This is a genomic window from Streptococcus pseudopneumoniae ATCC BAA-960 = CCUG 49455 (assembly GCF_002087075.1).
Taxonomy (GTDB): Bacteria; Bacillota; Bacilli; order Lactobacillales; family Streptococcaceae; genus Streptococcus; species Streptococcus pseudopneumoniae.
Genome location: NZ_MWSM01000023.1, coordinates 1 through 20,015, shown reverse-complemented (window position 1 = coordinate 20,015; position 20,015 = coordinate 1). Strand labels below are relative to the sequence as shown.

Here is a 20,015-nt window from a genome sequence, read left to right as displayed (position 1 = left end):
AGGAAAGATGAGTACTTTAGCAAAAATAGAAGCGCTCTTGTTTGTAGCGGGTGAAGATGGGATTAGAGTCCGCCAGTTAGCTGAACTCCTCTCTCTGCCACCGACAGGCATCCAACAGAGTTTAGAAAAATTAGCCCAGAAGTATGAAAAGGCCCCAGATTCCAGTTTGGCTCTAATTGAGACAGGGGGCGCTTATAGATTGGTGACCAAGCCTCAATTTGCAGAGATTTTGAAGGAATACTCTAAGGCACCTATCAACCAGAGTTTATCTCGGGCTGCCCTTGAAACCTTGTCCATCATTGCTTACAAACAGCCCATCACACGGATAGAGATTGATGCCATCCGTGGGGTCAACTCGAGTGGGGCCTTGGCAAAGTTGCAGGCCTTTGACTTGATACGAGAAGACGGGAAAAAAGAAGTGTTGGGTCGCCCCAACCTCTATGTGACTACAGATTATTTCCTAGATTACATGGGAATTAACCATTTGGAAGAATTACCAGTGATTGATGAGCTTGAGATTCAAGCCCAAGAAAGCCAATTATTTGGTGAAAGGATAGAAGAAGATGAGAATCAATAAGTATATTGCCCACGCAGGTGTGGCCAGTAGGAGAAAAGCAGAAGAGCTGATCAAGCAAGGTTTGGTGACGGTTAACGGCCAAGTGGTACGTGAACTAGCAACCACTATCAAGTCAGGCGATAAGGTTGAAGTTGAAGGCCAACCTATCTACAACGAAGAAAAGGTCTATTATCTGCTTAACAAACCACGCGGTGTCATTTCCAGTGTGATAGATGACAAGGGCCGCAAGACGGTTGTCGACCTCTTGCCCAACGTGAAAGAGCGCATCTACCCTGTAGGTCGTTTGGACTGGGATACATCAGGAGTTTTGATTTTGACTAATGATGGGGATTTTACGGATGAGATGATTCACCCTCGTAATGAGATTGACAAGGTTTATGTCGCGCGTGTTAAAGGTGTGGCCAATAAGGATAATCTCCGCCCCTTGACCCGTGGACTTGAGATTGATGGTAAGAAAACCAAACCGGCTGTCTATGAGATTCTCAAAGTGGACCCAGTCAAAAACCGCTCTGTGGTGCAGTTGACTATCCATGAAGGGCGTAACCACCAGGTTAAAAAGATGTTTGAAGCTGTCGGTCTCCAAGTAGATAAGTTGTCACGGACCCGTTTTGGACATCTAGACTTGACAGGACTTCGTCCAGGAGAATCCCGTCGTCTTAATAAAAAAGAAATCAGCCAACTACACACCATGGCTGTAACCAAGAAATAATGAAACGAATTTTAATAGCGCCTGTGCGCTTTTACCAACGGTTTATCTCACCAGCCTTTCCACCCTCTTGTCGCTTTGAGCCGACTTGTTCCAACTACATGATTCAGGCTATTGAAAAACATGGCTTCAAGGGTGTTTTGATGGGCTTGGCTCGGATTTTACGTTGCCATCCCTGGTCGAAAACAGGTAAGGACTCCGTCCCAGACCACTTTTCCCTCAAACGGAATCAAGAAGGGGAATGAGGTGAGGTAAATAGATTTCAAAATGATAAAAACGCATCCTATCAGGTTTGAGTGAACTTGATAGGATGCGTTTTAGAATGTCAAAATTTTATACTCTTCGAAAATCTCTTCAAACCACGTCAGCTTCTATCTGCAACCTCAAAACAGTGTTTTGAGCAACCTGCGGCTAGTTTCCTAGTTTGCTCTTTGATTTTCATTGAGTATTAAATTGAGTTTGAAGTGGCTTATTTCAAAGCTTTTTGTGTGTCTTCAATCATGAGTTTTGTTGATTCAAGACCTCCTCCACTTAGATACCAGAGGTCTGGTGTTAGTTGGATAATCTTACCATTTTTAGCGGCAGGTGTTTCAGCGATAAGGGCATTTTCTAGGACACCGTCGTTGCTAGAGTTGTCCCCACCGATGGCAAGAGTACGGTTGATGACAAAGAGGATGTCAGGATTGATTTCTTTGACACTTTCAAAGCTGACTTCTTGTCCGTGGCGAGAATCTTCAAATTGAGTATCAGTTGGCTTGAATTTCAAGGTTTGGTACAAGAAAGAGAAACGAGATTGGGCACCAAAGGCAGCCATTTTTCCTTCATTGAGGAGGATGGCAAGGGCTTTTTTGTCAGAGCTTTCATTTTTAGTAGCGACTTCTTGGATGCTCTTGTCTAGCTTGTCCAATTCTTCCTTGGCTTTCTGTGTACTAGTTTCACCAAAGGCGCTTGCTAGGGATTCGATATTAGTCTTGGTAGAAGTCCAGTAGTCGTCCTTGCTTGCTTGGAAGAGAACTGTTGGGGCGATTTCTTTGAATTTGTCTACGAATTTTTGTGTACGTAGGGAAGCAATAATCAAATCAGGCTCAAGGGCGGCGATAGCTTCTAAATCAGGTTCTCTCATAGAACCAACATTTTTAACTTTTCCAGCTAGGTCTTTGAGATAGGTTGGTACTGTTTTTGTAGGCATTCCAACGATATTTTTTTCAAATCCTAGAGCACGAATAGTATCCGCAGCGCCGAGGTCAAAGGTCACAATCTTTTCAGGAACTTTGGAAAGTTTGACTTCGTCTAGTGAACTTTTAATGGTTATCTCTGTTGGAGCAGAGTTGCTTGTTTCCGACTGACTAGTGCTTGAGTTTGTATTTGTACTGCATGCACCAAGTAGAAGCAAGAAGCTGGCCACTAGGGCAGTGAAATAAAGTTTAAGGGATGTTTTCATGATTTCTCCTTTTTAAAATGTGATAACGATTTAGGGAGTCTCTTGGTCTTATTGACTAAGAGACCGAAGGTTCTCTAACTTGAGCTTCTATGTTACTAGCTATAGATACAGATCTTTTTGCCATTGATATCAGCTAGCGTGATAGGAATCTCATAGAGTTGACTGAGCAGGTCAGCCTGCATGATTTGATTGGTTCTTCCCTTGCTAAAGACTTGACCGTCCTTGAAGGCGATAATTTCATCCGCATACTGGCTGGCCATGTTAATATCGTGGAGGACGATGATAATGGTCTTGCCGAGTTCCTCCACCAGTCGCCGAAGAATCTGCATCATGCTGACGCTTTGCTTGATATCGAGATTGTTGAGTGGTTCGTCCAGCAAGATAAAGTCCGTATCCTGGGCCAGTACCATAGCGATAAAGACACGTTGGAGCTGGCCGCCAGACAGACTATCGATGTAGCGGTCTTTTAAGTTTATCAGTTCCAGATAGTTCAGAGTTTCTCGAATTTTTTCCCAGTCTTCTTCTCTCAGGCGTCCTCGGCTGTAGGGAAAACGTCCAAAGCTGACCAGTTCTTCAACGGTTAATTTTGCCTGGTAATTGATCTTCTGCTTTAGGATGGTCAGTTCTTGGGCTAGTTCTTGCGAATTCCAACTCTCGATTTCACGACCTTTGATACTGAGAATTCCCTGATCTTTCTTGGTCAGTCTGCTCATGATGGAGAGGAGAGTCGATTTTCCAGCACCATTTGGACCAATGAAGGCTGTCAGTTTCTGAGGACTGACTTCAAGCGAAATGCCTTGCAAAATATCCTGTTTTTGAATGGATTTGTCAATGTTTTCCAGTTTCACCGACGCGCCCTCCTATAAAGTAAGATAAAGAATAAGAAGCCACCCACACTCTCGATGATCATACTGATGCGAATTTCCAGCGCAAAGACTCGTTCAATCAAGGCCTGCCCCAAGGTCAAACTGATAAATCCGACCAGAATGGCCACGATAAAGAGCAACTTGTGCCGATAGTCTTTGACAATTAGGTAAGTGAGGTTGGCTAGCATAAAGCCGAAGAAGGCCATAGGTCCTACCAGGGCAGTTGCTGTTGAGGTCAAAAGTACGATACCCCAGAGGAGTTCTTTCTGTTCTTTTTCAACATCGAGTCCCAATACCTGAGCTGTTTCTCTTTGCAGGTGCAAGACATCCAGAATGACTGCTTTTTGAAAGAAAAAGATTGTCAAAGCAAGGATAATCAGAGAACCAATGGCTAGGATGGAAGTGTTGAGATGTTGAAAGGAGGCAAAGAGACTATTCTGCAGTTTATCGTATTCGTTTGGATCCATCAGGACCTGAAGGAAGGTACTGATATTTCGAAAGAGACTTCCGAGGGCTAGACAGATCAACAGAATGAAGACAAGGTCTTGCTTCATCAGTGTCTTCAAGTAGCCTTGCAAGGCGAGAAAGAAGAGGGATTGAAGTAGAAGTAAGACTAGGAATTCTAAAATGGGAGACTTCCCGAGTTGAAGAAACTTACTTTCAAAAACCAGTAGTAGGGTTTGTAGTAGGACGTAGAAGGATTCGATTCCCAAAATACTTGGCGTCAGGAAACGATTTTCCGTCAGGGTTTGAAAACTAATGGTCGAAATCCCAGTCGCGATAGCTACCAAGAGATAAACGACAATTTTTTGGGAACGTAGCTTCCAGGCAAAGGCAGACAGGTGGGTGATGGGCCAAAAATAGAGGAGACAAGCTCCAATGGCCAGAATAATGAGAAGGCAGAAGAGTTTGGTATGTTTGCTTTTAAACTGCATCTTTTCGTCCCCCTCTCCAGAGAAGTAGGATAAAGACGAGGCTACCAATGATTCCTAGTAGAAGACTGACAGACAGCTCATAGGGCCGAATCAGAACTCGGGATAGGATGTCGCAGGCCAGAACTAGATTGGCACCGACTAGTGCGACGATGAGTTTGGTCTGGCTTAGATTATCTCCATAGCGCTTGCGAACAAGATTGGGAACGATGACCCCGAGAAATGGCAAGCCACCCACGGTAATCATGGTGACACTAGTCGTTAGTGCCACCAGAAAGAGGGCCAGTTTTTCAAGTAGGGAGTAGGAAATCCCCAAACTCTCGCTGGTTTCTTTCCCTAGATTCATGATAGTGAAGGTTTGGGATAATTTCCAAACGGCTATCAGGATGATGAGGCCTAAGAAGAGCCACTCATACTGATGAGTCTGAATCATGGAGAAGGATCCTTGGGTCCAAGCACTCATACTCTGAACCAGATTGAAACGATAGGCGATAACTTCTGTGACTGAGTCGATAATCCCACTATAGATGATTCCAATCAGAGGCAACATCCACCTTTCCTTTACAGTAAAAATGGTCATAAAGGCTAGGAAGAAGAGGGTAAATATGATGGATGAAACAAAAGCGAAGAGCATCTTTTGGGTTAGACTCGCAGACGGAAAGATAAAGAGGCTCAATACCATTCCCAGTTTGGCGGCTTCAGTGGTTCCAACTGTACTCGGAGCAGCAAACTGATTTTGAGTGATGGTCTGCATGAGAAGGCCTGCCATACTCATACTAGAGGCCGCAAGGAGAATACTGATGGTTCTTGGAAGACGGGACTCCTGAAATAGTAGCCAGGTCTGCTGGTCGAAAGCAAAGAGTTTTCCCCATGAAAAATCACTGGTTCCAATGCTAATAGAGAGAAAGACTAGGAGCAGAAGTAAGCCAATTAAATAATGAGAAAGTTTCATACCCCGTCCTTTCATGTAGATTTGGTATCGAAAGATACCTGCGGATATTACTGTAACATGTTTTTTCTAATCTGTCAATAAAATTTCTGACAATTTAATGTAAAAAAGAAAGAAAAATTCCTGAAAGAATATCTGTCTCTCTTTTTTATAGGAAAACTGAGTAAGAAACTATCCACCTTCCCACTATCCTTCTCCTCTAAAAAGTGGTAAAATGGATGAAAGAAAGAAGGAACTGAAATGACAACATTATTTTCAAAAATTAAAGAAGTAACAGAACTTGCTGCTATCTCAGGTCATGAGGCGCCTGTCCGTGCTTATCTTCGTGAAAAATTGACACCGCATGTGGATGAAGTGGTGACAGATGGCTTGGGTGGTATTTTTGGTATTAAACATTCAGAAGCAGCGGATGCGCCGCGCGTCTTGGTCGCTTCTCACATGGATGAAGTTGGTTTTATGGTCAGCGAAATCAAGCCAGATGGTACCTTCCGTGTCGTAGAAATCGGTGGCTGGAACCCCATGGTAGTCAGCAGCCAACGTTTCAAACTTCTGACTCGTGACGGTCGTGAAATTCCTGTGATTTCAGGTTCTGTTCCGCCGCATTTGACTCGTGGAAAGGGGGGACCAACCATGCCAGCCATTGCCGATATCGTCTTTGATGGCGGTTTTGCGGATAAGGCTGAGGCAGAAAGTTTTGGAATCCGTCCTGGTGATACCATCGTACCAGATAGCTCTGCAATCTTGACAGCCAATGAAAAAAATATCATCTCAAAAGCTTGGGACAACCGCTACGGTGTTCTTATGGTTAGCGAGTTGGCGGAAGCTCTGTCAGGTCAGAAACTTGGCAATGAACTCTATCTGGGTTCTAACGTCCAAGAAGAGGTTGGTCTCCGTGGTGCGCATACTTCCACAACCAAGTTTGACCCAGAAGTTTTCCTAGCAGTTGACTGCTCACCTGCTGGTGATGTTTATGGCGGTCAAGGCAGGATTGGAGATGGAACCTTGATTCGTTTCTACGATCCAGGTCACTTGCTTCTCCCAGGAATGAAGGATTTCCTTTTGACAACAGCTGAAGAAGCTGGTATCAAGTACCAATACTACTGTGGTAAAGGCGGAACAGACGCTGGCGCAGCACATCTGAAAAATGGTGGTGTCCCATCAACAACAATCGGAGTCTGTGCTCGTTATATCCATTCTCACCAAACACTTTATGCAATGGATGACTTCCTAGAAGCGCAAGCCTTCTTACAAGCCTTGGTGAAGAAATTGGATCGTTCAACGGTTGATTTGATTAAACATTATTAAACATAAGGAGGTGGTAGGGATGGTAGAACCAAACCTAGAAAGCCTTATAAAAGATCTTTACAATCATGCTCGACATGATTTGAGTGAGGATTTAGTTGCTGCTCTCCTAGATACTGCTAAAAAACTGCCTACTACAAATGAGCAATTGCTGGCAGTTCGTCTCTCAGGTTTGGTCAATCATGAATTGCTCCTAAATCCCAAACATCCGGCACCTGAGTTGCTCAATTTGGCTCGTTTTATCAAGAGAGAAGAAACCAAGTACAGAGGAACCGCAGTTTCTGCGCTTATGTATGGGGAGATTTTTAAAATGCTTTGATTCCATTGTGGATCAAAGTATTTTTTGGTACGACGGGCATGTCGTGCATCTGAGGTGTAAGTCCTCGGTGGGCACCTGCTACCGGTGAACCCAATAGCGATTCCCAAGCCTGACTATCGTGAGGTAGCGGATTAAAACGGTCTGGAGATAGACCGTTTTAAGTCTGACACTGGAAATAAGAATCGTTAGAGGAAGGGATAGCGAAATCGTGGCTCTACGAACAGGAAGGTGATAGTAAGGCGTATATAGCGGATAAGGGGGCCTCAAACTCTAAAGTCCAAAAAGGTGGTCGTAACCCATATGCGTAAATCACGAGAGTAATTGAATTCGGACTAAGGTTTGTGTGAAAAAGATAAATCTTTCTAGAGTCTAAAGACTCTGCGTCAGATTTCCTATTTTCACTCTAACCTTTTAACGTCCTCATATCTTGTATAAACGAGGAAAGATGTAGGACTTATCCCGTGAGATCTCATGAGCGCTGAAAGCGTAGTAACAAGGAATCATGAGAAGTCAGCCGAGCCTATAGTAGTGAAGAAACTTCTGTAATGGAAGTGGAGCGAAGTGAGGAATCGTCAAACGGTAGGGGATAGGCTGTTTGAAGGGTGCTACGAAAAAGATAGGGTAAGGTGAAATTATAGCGGGATGAAATAAGATATGAACAAATTGATTGGGGGGGATTAAATGAATTTATAGAAATCTTTTAGCAGTCATGGTGTCCTATTCCAATTTCAAAATGCTATAAATACGAACAAATTGATTGGGAAATTCAAATCGCTTTTTATCAATGTTTTAGAAGATACAGTGCCCTAGTTCAACTTCAATATACTATAAAAGAACAGATGGAAGCAATTATGATTGACTTCTATCTTTAAAATAAATGGTCTGATAGGAAAAACGTGACTCCTCATAAAATATAGTATAGTACAGATGGAAGGCTTTTGTAGACTGGAGGACGAAGGAGTTTAGAAACTCTCGTTAAAAGTTAGTTGAACCGGAGTATGGTGATGTAAATCATTATCAAAAATTATTTCTAAATCGAAATAGTTGACAGTTGAAAGGACAAGTGTTACAATTATTCTATTCATTTCGATATCGAAATAATTGGAGGTGTTATGAAAGATAGTCATTTGCTAGCCCATCATATTCGTTTGTTGAATGGGCGGATTTTTCAAAAGTTACTGAGTCAAGACCCTGAAGCTCTTTATAGGGGTGAACAGGGGAAGATTTTAGCGGTTTTATGGAATAGTAAAACTGGCTGCGCAACTGCGACAGATATTGCTCTGGCAACTGGGCTTGCGAATAATACGCTGACGACTATGATAAAAAAGCTAGAGGAACAAAAGCTTGTAATTGTTAGTCCGTGTGGGGAAGACAAGCGTAAGAAGTATTTAGTTTTAACGGAGTTAGGCAAGTCCCAGAAAGAAGTGGGGCATCGTGTTAGTCAGAAATTGGATACGATCTTTTACAAAGGATTTTCAGAGGAAGAAATTCGGCAATTTGAAGCCTTTCAAGAAAGAATTTTGGCGAATCTGAAAGAGAAGGCAAAAGAGGATTAAAATAGATCAAATTAGCTGTTTATAAGTAAAGGCCGCTTTCGACTTTGTTTTCCAACTCTTAGGACAAGGAAACTATGTGGTTAGTTATGGTCAGACTCAGATTGATGGCCTTGCTTATGCCCAGTACAATATCTTCCGTTTAGAAAATGGAAAAATTGTAGAGCATTGGGACAATAAGGAAGTCATGCCTAAGGTAGAAGACATGACCAATCGAGGAAAGTTTTAAAATGAGGACAAAGAATGATTGAATACAAAAATGTAGCCTTGCGCTACACAGAAAAAGATGTCTTGAGAGATGTCAATTTACGGATTGATAATGGGGAATTTATGGTTTTAGTTGGGCCTTCTGGATCCGGTAAGACGACCATGATTAAGATGATTAACCGTCTCTTGGAACCGACTGATGGAAATATTTATATGGATGGCAAGCGCATCAAAGACTATGACGAGCGGGAGCTTCGTCTGTCTACTGGTTATGTTTTACAGGCCATTGCTCTCTTTCCCAATCTAACGGTTGAGGAAAATATTGCCCTGATTCCTGAGATGAAGGGCTGGACTAAGGAAGAAATTGCTCAGAAAACAGAAGAGCTCTTGGCTAAGGTTGGTTTACCAGTAGCCGAGTATGGGCATCGACTTCCGAGTGAATTATCTGGTGGAGAACAGCAACGGGTCGGTATTGTCCGTGCCATGATTGGTCAGCCTAAGATTCTCCTCATGGATGAGCCGTTTTCAGCCTTGGATGCTATTTCGAGAAAACAGTTGCAGGTTCTGACGAAAGAATTGCATAAAGAATTTGGGATGACAACTATTTTTGTAACCCATGATACGGATGAAGCTCTGAAATTGGCGGACCGTATTGCTGTCTTGCAGGATGGAGAGATTCGTCAGGTGGCGAATCCCGAGACCATTTTAAAAGCTCCTGCAACAGACTTTGTAGCAGACTTGTTTGGAGGTAGTGTTCATGACTAATTTAATTGCAACTTTTCAGGATCGTTTTAGTGATTGGTTGACAGCTCTATCTCAACATTTGCAGTTGTCACTTTTGACCTTGTTACTAGCTATTTTGCTTGCGATTCCCTTGGCTGTTTATCTTCGCTATCATGAGAAGTTGGCGGATTGGGTCTTACAGATTGCAGGGATTTTCCAGACCATCCCGTCTCTGGCCTTGTTGGGGCTCTTTATTCCCTTGATGGGAATTGGAACCTTGCCGGCTTTGACAGCACTAGTAATTTATGCGATCTTTCCGATTTTACAAAATACCATCACTGGACTCAAGGGAATTGATCCGAGTCTGCAAGAGGCTGGGATTGCCTTTGGGATGACTAGATGGGAGCGACTCAAGAAGTTTGAAATTCCACTGGCTATGCCGGTTATCATGTCTGGGATTCGGACGGCAGCAGTGTTGATTATCGGTACGGCAACCTTGGCTGCCTTGATTGGTGCTGGGGGACTAGGTTCCTTTATCCTTTTGGGAATTGACCGTAATAATGCCAGTCTGATTTTGATTGGGGCCCTTTCTTCAGCAGTGCTTGCCATTGCCTTTAACTTCCTACTAAAAGTGATGGAAAAAGCAAAATTGCGGACGATTTTTTCTGGTTTTGCCTTGGTGACCATATTGCTTGGTTTGTCTTATAGCCCAGCCCTCTTAGCTCAAAAAGAGAAAGAGAACTTGGTCATTGCTGGGAAATTGGGTCCAGAACCAGAAATTTTGGCCAATATGTATAAGCTCCTCATTGAAGAAAATACCAGTATGACTGCGACTGTTAAACCAAATTTTGGGAAAACAAGCTTTCTCTATGAAGCTCTGAAAAAAGGCGATATTGACATCTATCCTGAATTTACAGGAACGGTGACTGAAAGTTTACTTCAGCCATCACCGAAAGTGAGTCATGAGCCAGAGCAGGTTTATGATGTAGCGCGTGATGGTATTGCCAAACAGGATCATCTAGCCTATCTCAAACCCATGTCTTATCAAAATACCTATGCTGTAGCTGTTCCGAAAAAGATTGCTCAAGAATATGGCTTGAAGACCATTTCGGACTTGAAAAAAGTGGAAGGGCAGCTGAAGGCAGGTTTTACTCTCGAGTTTAATGACCGTGAAGACGGAAATAAGGGCTTGCAGTCAATGTATGGTCTCAATCTTAATGTGGCGACCATGGAGCCAGCCCTTCGCTATCAGGCAATTCAGTCAGGTGATATTCAAATCACGGATGCCTATTCAACCGATGCAGAGTTGGCACGTTATGATTTACAGGTATTGGACGATGACAAACAACTCTTCCCACCTTATCAAGGGGCTCCACTGATGAAAGAAGCTCTTCTCAAGAAACATCCAGAGTTGGAAACAGTTCTCAATAAATTGGCTGGTAAAATTACTGAAAGCCAGATGAGCCAGCTCAACTATCAAGTCGGTGTTGAAGGCAAGTCAGCAGAACAAGTAGCCAAGGAATTTCTACAAGAACAAGGTTTGTTGAAGAAATGATGGGGTAGAGACTTTAAACATACTGAACTCAACTTCCTTAAACGACTAGATAAAAGAATGCTCAGACAATTTCGTCTGGGCTTTTTTGATGTGAGAATGACTGAATGTCACTTAAAATGGAAAGAAAGAGAAAATTTTCATGATTTTCTAAAATTTTACTGTAAAGACAGTTGACTATTCATAAAATAGGTGTATAATATTTTGTGAACTACTTAACAAATAAGGGGTTTCAGCTCATGTCGACTAAGGTTAGAAATCTTGTGTATAGGCAGTTCATTATCTAATAGAGCGTTGCGTCCGAAAGTCTATCCAGACACGGCTCTTTAAAAACAAAAGGAGAAATGATGCATACTTATTTGCAAAAGAAAATTGAAAATATCAAAACAACCCTAGGTGAAATGTCAGGTGGTTACCGTCGTATGGTTGCGGCTATGGCTGATTTAGGATTTTCAGGAACTATGAAGGCTATCTGGGATGACCTCTTTGCCCATCGTAGTTTTGCCCAGTGGATTTATTTGCTGGTTTTAGGAAGTTTTCCTTTCTGGCTGGAGTTGGTTTACGAACATCGTATTGTTGACTGGATTGGGATGATTTGTAGCTTGACAGGGATTATCTGTGTAATCTTTGTATCGGAAGGTCGAGCAAGTAATTATCTTTTTGGCTTGATTAACTCTGTTATTTACCTTATTTTGGCCCTACAGAAAGGTTTTTATGGTGAGGTGCTGACGACACTTTACTTCACAGTCATGCAGCCAATTGGACTTCTAGTTTGGATTTATCAGGCACAGTTTAAGAAGGAAAAGCAGGAGTTTGTCGCGCGTAAACTGGACGGCAAGGGCTGGACAAAGTATCTTTCCATTAGTGTGCTTTGGTGGTTGGCCTTTGGCTTCATTTATCAGTCTATTGGTGCCAATCGTCCCTATCGTGATTCAATCACAGATGCAACCAATGGGGTAGGGCAAATCCTCATGACAGCTGTTTACCGTGAACAGTGGATATTCTGGGCGGCTACCAATGTCTTTTCAATCTATCTCTGGTGGGGAGAAAGCCTGCAAATTCAAGGGAAATATCTAATTTATCTCATTAACAGTCTAGTTGGTTGGTATCAATGGAGCAAGGCAGCTAAGCAGAATACTGATTTACTTAACTAGGAAAAGATGTTTGAAAGTGCTGTTTTGAGATTTCGATTAAAACAGATATAGTTGATAATCAAGGATTTATAGTATGAAAAAGAGGATCGGCGGGTCCTCTTTTGTTGTTGAAAAGATAAAAAACTCAGTAACCTAGAAATAAGACAACTGAGCTTTACTCTATATTCAATTTTTAGGAATGAGAAGGTCTAGATAAAATTGGACAACTTCCTGGTCTGTGAAATCTTGACCTTTTTTGAGCCACCAGGTCAATGTCTCGATAAAGTTGGACACGACCAAGTGTTGGAGGTAAGAAGTAGGTAGACTTGGGTGAGTTTGCTTCAAATCAGCAGCCAGCATGGGATAGACGTGGTGCTCAAGCTCTCTCTGTAGTTGACGGAGGAAATAGTCATTTTTGGAGAATAGTAGACTGGTGATATGGTCTTGGTTTTTCTGAAAATGCAGAAAGAGGTGGGCTAGGTAATCTTCGGTTGAAATGGCTTGCTCTCTTTCAAAAAGATGATGGAAGAGGTAGCGGCAGAGCTGGTCCAGAAGAAGCTCCTTACTCTCATAGTGACAGTAAAAGGTGGATCGTCCCACATCTGCGAGATCAATGATATCCTGAACAGTAGTGGCCTCGTAACCCTTAGCATTCAAAAGTTGTATAAAAGCTTGATAGATGGCTTTTTTGGTTTTGCTGATACGGCGGTCAATGTTAGTCATATGGACACTTAAGGCAAATTGTTCAGAACTGAATAAAGCTGACGTTTTGCTTCTATCCTTTCTTTGAGTTTTAGTGGATAATGATAATGAACAAGGTGTTCATAAATCTATTATAACAAAGGAATGAGAAATATGAAGGCAAAATATGCTGTTTGGGTGGCTTTTTTCTTAAATTTGACTTATGCCATTGTTGAGTTTATTGCAGGTGGAGTATTTGGTTCTAGCGCTGTTCTTGCTGACTCTGTGCATGACTTGGGAGATGCGATTGCAATTGGAATATCAGCTTTTCTAGAAACAATCTCCAATCGTGAAGAAGACAATCAGTACACCTTGGGCTATAAGCGGTTTAGCCTGCTAGGAGCCTTGGTAACAGCTGTGATTCTCGTAACGGGCTCTGTTCTAGTCATTTTGGAAAATGTCACGAAGATTTTGCATCCGCAACCAGTCAATGATGAGGGGATTCTCTGGTTAGGAATTATTGCGATTACTATCAATCTGTTAGCGAGTCTGGTGGTTGGTAAGGGAAAGACAAAGAATGAGTCTATTCTGAGTTTGCATTTTCTGGAAGATACGCTAGGGTGGGTAGCTGTTATCCTGATGGCGATTGTTCTTCGATTTACGGACTGGTATATCCTAGATCCTCTTTTGTCCCTTGTCATTTCTTTCTTTATTCTTTCAAAAACCCTTCCACGTTTTTGGTCTACACTCAAGATTTTCTTGGATGCTGTGCCAGAAGGTCTTGATATCAAGCAAGTAAAGAGTGGCCTGGAGCGATTGGACAATGTGGCCAGCCTTAATCAGCTTAATCTCTGGACTATGGATGCTTTGGAAAAAAATGCCATTGTCCATGTTTGTCTAAAAGAAATGGAACATATGGAAACTTGTAAAGAGTCTATTCGAATTTTCCTAAAAGATTGTGGTTTTCAAAATATTACCATTGAAATTGATGCTGACCTAGAAACTCACCAAACCCATAAGCGAAAGGTGTGTGACTTGGAACGGAGTTATGAGCATCAACATTAGAAAAAAGTGAAAAATACTTGGGTACTATCTTATTTGGAATAGAGTAATTTCTTTATTATTTAAATATTTCAAAAATTGGTAAGAGAAGAGCATTGTATAAACTCCAGATATATGATTGTTAATGATAAAAATTTTTCGATTAGGTGCAAAATGCTTGACTTGGAGTCAACTCAAAGTTATATAATAAGATAAGTGAGTTAGAGTAGCTTAAACTCAGTGAATGAAAGGAGAGGAGGTTAGCCTATGAATATTAAATCTGCCAGTGATTTGTTGGGAATTTCAGCGGATACGATTCGGTATTATGAACGGGTTGGTCTTGTGCCACCGATTACTCGTACTGCAACTGGGATTCGTGATTTTCAAGATCAGGATATAGAAGCGCTGGAATTTATTAAGTGTTTTCGTTCGACAGGTGTCTCTGTAGACAGTTTAGTTGACTATATGTCGCTCTACCAAAAGGGGGATGAAACGCGAGAGGAGAGGCTTGGTATTTTAGAAGAGGAAAAGAAAAAATTAGAGGAGCGCTTGTCTCAGTTACAGACGGCTTTAAATCGCTTAAATCTCAAAATTAAACTTTATAAGGAAGGAAAATTTTAAATGAAATCAGCAGTATATACAAAGGCAGGTCAGGTTGGACTTGCTAGCATTGAACGTCCGCAAATAATAGAAGCGGATGATGTGATTATTCGTGTGGTTCGTGCGTGCGTTTGTGGTTCAGATTTATGGAGGTACCGTAATCCAGAAACGAAAGCTGGACACAAAAATAGTGGACACGAAGCGATTGGGATTGTTGAAGAAGCTGGGGAAGCCATTACGACGGTGAAACCAGGTGATTTTGTGATTGTCCCTTTTACACATGGATGTGGTGAGTGTGATGCCTGTCTTGCTGGATTTGACGGTTCTTGCGACAATCATATTGGCAATAATTTGGGGGGTGATTTTCAGGCAGAATATATTCGCTTCCACTATGCAAACTGGGCGCTGGTTAAAATCCCTGGTCAACCTTCTGACTATACAGAAGGGATGCTCAAGTCCCTTTTGACTCTTGCAGATGTCATGCCGACAGGCTATCATGCGGCGCGTGTTGCAAATGTTCAAAAAGGGGACAAGGTTGTTGTTATCGGTGATGGGGCTGTTGGTCAATGTGCTGTCATCGCGGCTAAGATGCGTGGAGCATCACAAATTATCCTTATGAGCCGTCATGAAGACCGTCAAAAGATGGCTATGGAGTCAGGTGCGACAGCTGTTGTTGCAGAACGTGGTCAAGAAGGAATTACCAAGGTGCGTGAAATCCTCGGTGGAGGAGCAGACGCAGCACTTGAATGTGTTGGTACGGAGGCTGCTATAGAACAGGCGCTAGGTGTTCTTCATAATGGAGGGCGTATGGGCTTTGTAGGAGTCCCACACTATAATAATCGTGCTCTTGGTTCGACATTTATGCAAAATATCTCTGTAGCAGGTGGGGCAGCTTCTGCTACAACATACGATAAGCAATTTTTACTAAAAGCCGTCCTTGATGGTGATATCAATCCAGGTCGCGTCTTTACTTCAAGTTATAAACTGGAAGATATCGACCAAGCCTACAAAGATATGGATGAACGTAAGACAATTAAGTCTATGATTGTAATCGAATAAAAAACGAATAGGAGTTTTAGAACTCTATTCGTTTTTTATGTTATCCTATTCTTGATTTAGGGTACTTTCTCTTAATGTCAGTTTGGTTCCCAACATGGTCAGGCTAGGTATTTTCCGACCGTGGAGTACTTCTTTGTTAAGAATATCCATACCTGCTCGCCCCATTTCTTCAGTATAAACTGTGATGCTGGAGAGGGGAGGATAAACCTGCTTGGTCAGGCTGGTGTCGTTAAAGGAAATGAGGCTGACACGGTCTGGCAGGTTGATTCCAGCTTCTTGGAGGGCACGGAGGGCACCGATGGCTAAACTATCGCTGGCTGCGAAAAATGCTGGTGGGAGTTGGTCTCCCAAGCTCTGAATGGCTTCCTTCATCAAGTCATAGCCAGACTGGGCAGTAAAGCTTCCTTGAAAGACCAGTTCATCATGATAGATTCCTTTTGTTTGACTGTAGTTTCTAAAATTTTCCAGCCGCTTGTCCTGAATGATTTCTTCTTGATCAGTTGTTTCCTCAAGCCCTGTTAGAATCCCAATGCGATTCAACCCTTGACTGAGGAAATAATCGACAACCTGTTTCATAGCAGTGTAAAAGTCCGTAATAATGCAGGTATGTCCCATGGAAAGTGTATCACTGTCTAGAAATACAAGAGGCTTTTGGTATTCTTCAAAGGCAGAAATCTGAGCTCGGCTAAATTTTCCGATGCAGAGAATTCCAATCACTTCCTCGCTTAGGGTAAAAGGATGGTCATTAAAATAGCGCAAGATATCGTAGTCCAACTCTTGAGCTCTTTTTTCTATGCCTAGGCGAATCTGGTAGTAGTAGAGGTCGTCCAGCTCCCCTTGTTCGCTGACCCATTGGATAATGGCAATCTTTTGCTTGGGCTTGTGGGACTCGCCTGTCTTGAGGTGCTTGGTGTAGCCCAGCTCTTCAGCAACGGTTAAAATACGGTGCCTGGTTTCTTCTGTAACAGATAGGCTCTGGTCGCGGTTTAGGACACGGGATACGGTCGCGATAGAGACAGAGGCTAGCTGTGCAATGTCTTTTAAGGTAGCCATAAATCCTCCTTCTTTAAGGTTAGTATATCATATTTTTCTGCTTTTACTGATAATTTAGTAAAATTTTAGTAAAAAGGATTGACCTTGGGAAATCCCTTGGATACAATAGAAGAAAACGATTACACGTTAAGACGACTTAACGGACAGTAAAAGGAGAAATCATATGACACAAGATCTTACTACTGAAGCACTTCGCAAAGACTTTCTTGCTGTTTTTGGTCAAGAAGCAGACCAAACATTCTTTTCACCAGGTCGTATCAACTTGATTGGTGAGCACACAGACTATAATGGTGGACATGTATTTCCAGCAGCCATTTCCTTGGGAACTTACGGTGCAGCTCGCAAGCGTGACGACCAAGTTTTACGTTTCTACTCAGCTAACTTTGAGGACAAGGGTATCATAGAAGTGCCTCTTGCTGACCTTAAGTTTGAAAAAGAGCACGGCTGGACTAACTATCCAAAAGGGGTTCTTCATTTCTTGCAAGAAGCTGGGCACGTGATTGACAAAGGTTTTGATTTTTATGTTTATGGGAATATCCCAAATGGTGCTGGCTTGTCTTCATCAGCATCCTTGGAACTCTTGACAGGGGTCGTGGCAGAGCATCTCTTTGATTTAAAACTAGACCGTCTCGATTTGGTTAAAATCGGAAAACAAACAGAAAACAACTTTATCGGAGTCAACTCTGGCGTTATGGACCAATTTGCTATCGGTATGGGGGCTGACCAACGTGCTATTTACCTAGATACTAACACTTTAGAGTATGATTTGGTACCACTTGATTTGAAGGACAATGTCGTTGTTATCATGAACACTAACAAGCGCCGTGAATTGGCGGACTCTAAATACAATGAACGTCGTGCTGAGTGTGAAAAAGCAGTGGAAGAATTGCAAGCAGCCTTAGATATTCAGACCTTGGGTGAATTGGACGAGTGGGCCTTTGACCAATACAGCTATCTGATTAAAGATGAAAATCGTTTGAAACGTGCTCGCCATGCTGTGCTTGAAAACCAACGTACCCTCAAAGCTCAAGCAGCCCTTCAAGCAGGAGATTTGAAAACATTTGGTCGTTTGATGAATGCCTCTCACGTTTCTCTGGAGCATGATTATGAAGTAACTGGCTTGGAATTGGATACTCTTGTTCACACAGCTTGGGCACAAGAAGGCGTTCTCGGTGCTCGCATGACAGGGGCAGGTTTTGGCGGCTGTGCCATTGCCTTGGTGCAAAAAGATGCTGTTGAGGCCTTTAAGGAAGCTGTAGGCAAACACTACGAGGAAGTAGTTGGATACGCTCCAAGCTTCTATATCGCTGAAGTTGCAGGTGGCACTCGCGTCCTTGACTAGTCAAAAGGAGGCTCTATAGTGATCTTAGTAGATAAATTTGTAACACATGTCATTTCTGAAAGTTCATTTGAGGAAATGGATCGAATCTACCTGACCAACCGTGTTTTGGCACGAGTGGGAGAAGGTGTTTTGGAAGTTGAGACCAATCTGGATAAATTGATTGACCTCAAGGACCAGCTAGTTGAGGAAGCCGTTCGATTAGAGATGATTGAGGATAGTCAGACTGCGCGTGAAATCCTTGGTACTGAACTGATGGACTTGGTGACTCCTTATCCGAGTCAGGTCAATCGTGACTTCTGGGAAGCCTATGTCCACTCTCCTGAGCAAGCGATAGAGGATTTTTATCAACTCAGTCAGAAAAATGATTACATCAAACTCAAGGCCATTGCTAAAAATATCGCTTATCGTGTTCCATCTGATTATGGAGAACTTGAAATTACCATCAATCTCTCTAAGCCTGAAAAGGATCCGAAAGAGATTGCGGTAGCCAAGTTGGTGCAAGCTAGTAATTATCCTCAGTGTCAACTTTGTCTAGAGAATGAAGGTTACCATGGTCGGGTCAACCACCCAGCCCGTAGCAATCACCGAATTATCCGTTTTGAAATGGCTGGTCAGGAGTGGGGCTTCCAGTATTCGCCCTATGCTTATTTTAATGAGCACTGTATCTTTTTAGATGGCCAGCATTGTCCCATGACGATTAGCAGTCAGAGCTTTGAACGTTTGTTGGCTATCGTAGAGCAGTTTCCAGGATATTTTGCGGGCTCTAATGCCGACTTGCCGATTGTGGGAGGTTCTATTCTGACTCATGACCACTATCAGGGAGGCCGTCACGTATTTCCTATGGAATTGGCTCCCTTGCAAAAGACTTTCTCTTTTACTGGTTTTAATCAGGTCAAGGCTGGGATTGTCAAGTGGCCAATGTCAGTGTTGCGTTTGACTTCGGATTCCAAAGAAGATTTGATCAACTTGGCTGATAAGATTTTGCAGGAATGGCGCCAGTATTCAGATCCAAGAGTGCAAGTCTTGGCAGAAAGTAATGGAACACCACACCATACCATTACACCCATTGCCCGCAAACGCGATGGACAGTTTGAGTTGGACTTGGTCTTGCGAGACAATCAGACTTCTGCAGAACATCCAGATGGCATCTATCATCCCCACAAGGATGTCCAACATATCAAGAAGGAAAATATCGGCTTGATTGAGGTCATGGGCTTGGCAATCTTGCCACCACGTCTGAAAGAAGAAGTGGAGCAAGTCGCTAGCTATCTTGTAGGAGAAGCTGATACAGTTGCCGACTATCATCAGGAATGGGCAGACCAACTCAAAGGCCAACATCCAGATCTAACAGATAAAGAAAAAGCCCTTGAAATCGTCAAGGACTCTGTGGGTGCAATTTTTGCGCGTGTACTTGAGGATGCAGGAGTCTATAAGCAGACGGAGCAAGGACAGGCAGCCTTTATGCGCTTTGTAGAGCAGGTCGGAATTTTGCCAGACTAGGAGCTTTCTCCTTGCACAGTCCTATAAAAAGTAGTATCATAGTGTCGTTTGAAATATCAGGAGGAAACGATGAAAGACTTTCATTTTGACGCTATATCTGCCTTTGAAAATTACGAAATTGAACAAATGAGAGATGGTCACGTTGTGGTGACGACCAAAGTAGTGGACTCGTCGCTCAACTACTATGGCAACGCCCATGGTGGTTATCTCTTTACCCTTTGCGACCAGATCAGCGGTTTGGTGCTCATATCTCTGGGGCTTGATGGAGTGACACTCCAATCCTCTATCAACTACCTCAAATCAGGAAAACTTGACGATGTGCTGACTATTATAGTTACTTAGTTTCAAACAAGCATGTTATAATAAAGCTATGGCATATAGTACAGATTTTAAACAGCGAGCATTAGATTACATCAAAGAGGGGCACAGCCATGTCGAGGCAGCCAAGGTTTTTGATGTTGGCGTCAGAACTCTCTTCA

21 protein-coding genes and 2 pseudogenes are annotated in these 20,015 nt (G+C 42.6%); 17 read left to right on the top strand and 6 right to left on the bottom strand.

The genetic code is table 11. From position 1 onward, the window contains the following. The first annotated feature begins 7 nt into the window (after nucleotides 1-7). Genes scpB through yidD form a run of 3 tightly spaced genes read left to right on the top strand, consistent with a single transcriptional unit; the run spans nucleotide 8 to nucleotide 1,528 of the window. The gene (gene scpB / locus B4W83_RS06170) at nucleotides 8-577 is read left to right on the top strand and encodes an SMC-Scp complex subunit ScpB (RefSeq protein WP_000105298.1); all 570 of its coding nucleotides are present in this window, start codon (nucleotides 8-10) and stop codon (nucleotides 575-577) included. Beyond that, nucleotides 564-1,286, top strand: a complete 723-nt coding sequence (locus tag B4W83_RS06165; RefSeq protein WP_001222218.1) for a pseudouridine synthase — start codon at nucleotides 564-566, stop codon at nucleotides 1,284-1,286. Before scpB ends, B4W83_RS06165 begins: the two co-directional genes overlap by 14 nt. Then, nucleotides 1,286-1,528 (top strand): membrane protein insertion efficiency factor YidD, encoded by a 243-nt coding sequence (yidD, locus tag B4W83_RS06160; RefSeq protein ID WP_000821628.1) that lies wholly within the window; start codon nucleotides 1,286-1,288, stop codon nucleotides 1,526-1,528. The genes B4W83_RS06165 and yidD overlap by 1 nt, the downstream gene beginning before the upstream one ends. Nucleotides 1,529-1,752: 224 nt before the next feature. Here yidD and B4W83_RS06150 read toward each other — a convergent pair whose 3' ends face one another. From B4W83_RS06150 to B4W83_RS06135, 4 genes are all read right to left on the bottom strand, one after another. Next, nucleotides 1,753-2,724: a siderophore ABC transporter substrate-binding protein gene (locus B4W83_RS06150; protein WP_000858270.1), complete on the bottom strand. Its 972-nt coding sequence runs from the start codon at nucleotides 2,722-2,724 to the stop codon at nucleotides 1,753-1,755. A 95-nt stretch (nucleotides 2,725-2,819) separates the two neighbouring features. Continuing rightward, the gene (locus tag B4W83_RS06145) at nucleotides 2,820-3,572 is read right to left on the bottom strand and encodes an iron ABC transporter ATP-binding protein (protein WP_000764295.1); all 753 of its coding nucleotides are present in this window, start codon (nucleotides 3,570-3,572) and stop codon (nucleotides 2,820-2,822) included. Further along, entirely contained in the window at nucleotides 3,569-4,525 is a 957-nt protein-coding gene (locus tag B4W83_RS06140) for an iron chelate uptake ABC transporter family permease subunit (protein ID WP_001159838.1), read from the bottom strand. Before B4W83_RS06140 ends, B4W83_RS06145 begins: the two co-directional genes overlap by 4 nt. Continuing rightward, nucleotides 4,515-5,474: an ABC transporter permease gene (locus tag B4W83_RS06135; protein ID WP_000777227.1), complete on the bottom strand. Its 960-nt coding sequence runs from the start codon at nucleotides 5,472-5,474 to the stop codon at nucleotides 4,515-4,517. Before B4W83_RS06135 ends, B4W83_RS06140 begins: the two co-directional genes overlap by 11 nt. Before the next feature lie 237 nt (nucleotides 5,475-5,711). On the opposite strand from B4W83_RS06135, the gene pepA reads away from it, so the two are divergent. From pepA to pnuC, 7 genes and pseudogenes are all read left to right on the top strand, one after another. Beyond that, nucleotides 5,712-6,776, top strand: a complete 1,065-nt coding sequence (gene pepA / locus B4W83_RS06130; RefSeq protein ID WP_000209172.1) for a glutamyl aminopeptidase — start codon at nucleotides 5,712-5,714, stop codon at nucleotides 6,774-6,776. A gap of 19 nt (nucleotides 6,777-6,795) precedes the next feature. Continuing rightward, complete coding sequence (locus tag B4W83_RS06125; RefSeq protein ID WP_000230139.1) at nucleotides 6,796-7,092, top strand: bacteriocin immunity family protein; 297 nt, start codon at nucleotides 6,796-6,798, stop codon at nucleotides 7,090-7,092. Nucleotides 7,093-8,204: 1,112 nt separating this feature from the next. After that, entirely contained in the window at nucleotides 8,205-8,648 is a 444-nt protein-coding gene (locus B4W83_RS06120) for a MarR family winged helix-turn-helix transcriptional regulator (protein WP_000655205.1), read from the top strand. A 37-nt stretch (nucleotides 8,649-8,685) separates the two neighbouring features. Next, nucleotides 8,686-8,874: pseudogene (locus B4W83_RS06115) on the top strand (nuclear transport factor 2 family protein); the annotation flags it as partial. A 14-nt stretch (nucleotides 8,875-8,888) separates the two neighbouring features. Continuing rightward, entirely contained in the window at nucleotides 8,889-9,617 is a 729-nt protein-coding gene (locus B4W83_RS06110) for an ATP-binding cassette domain-containing protein (RefSeq protein ID WP_000575218.1), read from the top strand. After that, nucleotides 9,610-11,130 carry an ABC transporter permease/substrate-binding protein gene (locus tag B4W83_RS06105; protein WP_000182987.1) on the top strand — a complete coding sequence of 507 codons (1,521 nt, stop codon included), beginning with the start codon at nucleotides 9,610-9,612 and terminating at the stop codon, nucleotides 11,128-11,130. Before B4W83_RS06110 ends, B4W83_RS06105 begins: the two co-directional genes overlap by 8 nt. Nucleotides 11,131-11,474: 344 nt before the next feature. Beyond that, complete coding sequence (gene pnuC / locus B4W83_RS06100) at nucleotides 11,475-12,281, top strand: nicotinamide riboside transporter PnuC (RefSeq protein ID WP_000557773.1); 807 nt, start codon at nucleotides 11,475-11,477, stop codon at nucleotides 12,279-12,281. 165 nt (nucleotides 12,282-12,446) lie between these two features. Here pnuC and B4W83_RS06095 read toward each other — a convergent pair whose 3' ends face one another. Then, entirely contained in the window at nucleotides 12,447-12,983 is a 537-nt protein-coding gene (locus B4W83_RS06095) for a TetR/AcrR family transcriptional regulator (protein ID WP_000181701.1), read from the bottom strand. A gap of 132 nt (nucleotides 12,984-13,115) precedes the next feature. Between B4W83_RS06095 and czcD the strand changes: the two genes are divergently transcribed. From czcD to B4W83_RS06080, 3 genes are all read left to right on the top strand, one after another. After that, nucleotides 13,116-14,006: a cation diffusion facilitator family transporter CzcD gene (gene czcD / locus B4W83_RS06090; protein ID WP_000645109.1), complete on the top strand. Its 891-nt coding sequence runs from the start codon at nucleotides 13,116-13,118 to the stop codon at nucleotides 14,004-14,006. A 243-nt stretch (nucleotides 14,007-14,249) separates the two neighbouring features. Then, nucleotides 14,250-14,603, top strand: coding sequence for a stress response transcriptional regulator NmlR (gene nmlR, locus B4W83_RS06085; RefSeq protein WP_001022631.1), 354 nt, complete (start codon nucleotides 14,250-14,252; stop codon nucleotides 14,601-14,603). Then, nucleotides 14,604-15,641 carry a zinc-binding dehydrogenase gene (locus tag B4W83_RS06080; RefSeq protein WP_000833735.1) on the top strand — a complete coding sequence of 346 codons (1,038 nt, stop codon included), beginning with the start codon at nucleotides 14,604-14,606 and terminating at the stop codon, nucleotides 15,639-15,641. 45 nt (nucleotides 15,642-15,686) lie between these two features. Here the strand turns inward: B4W83_RS06080 and galR are convergent, their stop codons facing one another. Further along, nucleotides 15,687-16,694, bottom strand: a complete 1,008-nt coding sequence (galR, locus tag B4W83_RS06075) for a DNA-binding transcriptional regulator GalR (protein WP_000212530.1) — start codon at nucleotides 16,692-16,694, stop codon at nucleotides 15,687-15,689. A 163-nt stretch (nucleotides 16,695-16,857) separates the two neighbouring features. Here galR and B4W83_RS06070 point away from each other — a divergent pair, with 163 nt between their 5' ends. From B4W83_RS06070 to B4W83_RS06055, 4 genes and pseudogenes are all read left to right on the top strand, one after another. Continuing rightward, nucleotides 16,858-18,036 (top strand): galactokinase, encoded by a 1,179-nt coding sequence (locus B4W83_RS06070; protein WP_000189883.1) that lies wholly within the window; start codon nucleotides 16,858-16,860, stop codon nucleotides 18,034-18,036. A gap of 18 nt (nucleotides 18,037-18,054) precedes the next feature. Then, nucleotides 18,055-19,536, top strand: coding sequence for a UDP-glucose--hexose-1-phosphate uridylyltransferase (locus B4W83_RS06065; RefSeq protein ID WP_000604333.1), 1,482 nt, complete (start codon nucleotides 18,055-18,057; stop codon nucleotides 19,534-19,536). A gap of 69 nt (nucleotides 19,537-19,605) precedes the next feature. After that, nucleotides 19,606-19,866, top strand: a pseudogene (locus B4W83_RS06060) (PaaI family thioesterase); the annotation flags it as partial. A 40-nt stretch (nucleotides 19,867-19,906) separates the two neighbouring features. Beyond that, nucleotides 19,907-20,015, top strand: a 109-nt coding sequence (locus B4W83_RS06055; RefSeq protein ID WP_240149530.1) for a transposase, incomplete at its 3' end; no start/stop codon positions are given.

What these genes read in the sequence shown, in the direction of transcription:
- B4W83_RS06080 (WP_000833735.1), top strand. Translation starts at nt 14,604, where the DNA reads ATGAAATCAGCAGTATATACAAAGGCAGGTCAGGTTGGACTTGCTAGC.
- scpB (WP_000105298.1), top strand. Translation starts at nt 8, where the DNA reads ATGAGTACTTTAGCAAAAATAGAAGCGCTCTTGTTTGTAGCGGGTGAA.
- B4W83_RS06135 (WP_000777227.1), bottom strand. Translation starts at nt 5,474, where the DNA reads ATGAAACTTTCTCATTATTTAATTGGCTTACTTCTGCTCCTAGTCTTT.
- B4W83_RS06150 (WP_000858270.1), bottom strand. Translation starts at nt 2,724, where the DNA reads ATGAAAACATCCCTTAAACTTTATTTCACTGCCCTAGTGGCCAGCTTC.
- B4W83_RS06105 (WP_000182987.1), top strand. Translation starts at nt 9,610, where the DNA reads ATGACTAATTTAATTGCAACTTTTCAGGATCGTTTTAGTGATTGGTTG.
- B4W83_RS06120 (WP_000655205.1), top strand. Translation starts at nt 8,205, where the DNA reads ATGAAAGATAGTCATTTGCTAGCCCATCATATTCGTTTGTTGAATGGG.
- czcD (WP_000645109.1), top strand. Translation starts at nt 13,116, where the DNA reads ATGAAGGCAAAATATGCTGTTTGGGTGGCTTTTTTCTTAAATTTGACT.
- B4W83_RS06095 (WP_000181701.1), bottom strand. Translation starts at nt 12,983, where the DNA reads ATGACTAACATTGACCGCCGTATCAGCAAAACCAAAAAAGCCATCTAT.
- B4W83_RS06165 (WP_001222218.1), top strand. Translation starts at nt 564, where the DNA reads ATGAGAATCAATAAGTATATTGCCCACGCAGGTGTGGCCAGTAGGAGA.
- B4W83_RS06110 (WP_000575218.1), top strand. Translation starts at nt 8,889, where the DNA reads ATGATTGAATACAAAAATGTAGCCTTGCGCTACACAGAAAAAGATGTC.
- pnuC (WP_000557773.1), top strand. Translation starts at nt 11,475, where the DNA reads ATGCATACTTATTTGCAAAAGAAAATTGAAAATATCAAAACAACCCTA.
- yidD (WP_000821628.1), top strand. Translation starts at nt 1,286, where the DNA reads ATGAAACGAATTTTAATAGCGCCTGTGCGCTTTTACCAACGGTTTATC.
- nmlR (WP_001022631.1), top strand. Translation starts at nt 14,250, where the DNA reads ATGAATATTAAATCTGCCAGTGATTTGTTGGGAATTTCAGCGGATACG.
- galR (WP_000212530.1), bottom strand. Translation starts at nt 16,694, where the DNA reads ATGGCTACCTTAAAAGACATTGCACAGCTAGCCTCTGTCTCTATCGCG.
- pepA (WP_000209172.1), top strand. Translation starts at nt 5,712, where the DNA reads ATGACAACATTATTTTCAAAAATTAAAGAAGTAACAGAACTTGCTGCT.
- B4W83_RS06125 (WP_000230139.1), top strand. Translation starts at nt 6,796, where the DNA reads ATGGTAGAACCAAACCTAGAAAGCCTTATAAAAGATCTTTACAATCAT.
- B4W83_RS06070 (WP_000189883.1), top strand. Translation starts at nt 16,858, where the DNA reads ATGACACAAGATCTTACTACTGAAGCACTTCGCAAAGACTTTCTTGCT.
- B4W83_RS06140 (WP_001159838.1), bottom strand. Translation starts at nt 4,525, where the DNA reads ATGCAGTTTAAAAGCAAACATACCAAACTCTTCTGCCTTCTCATTATT.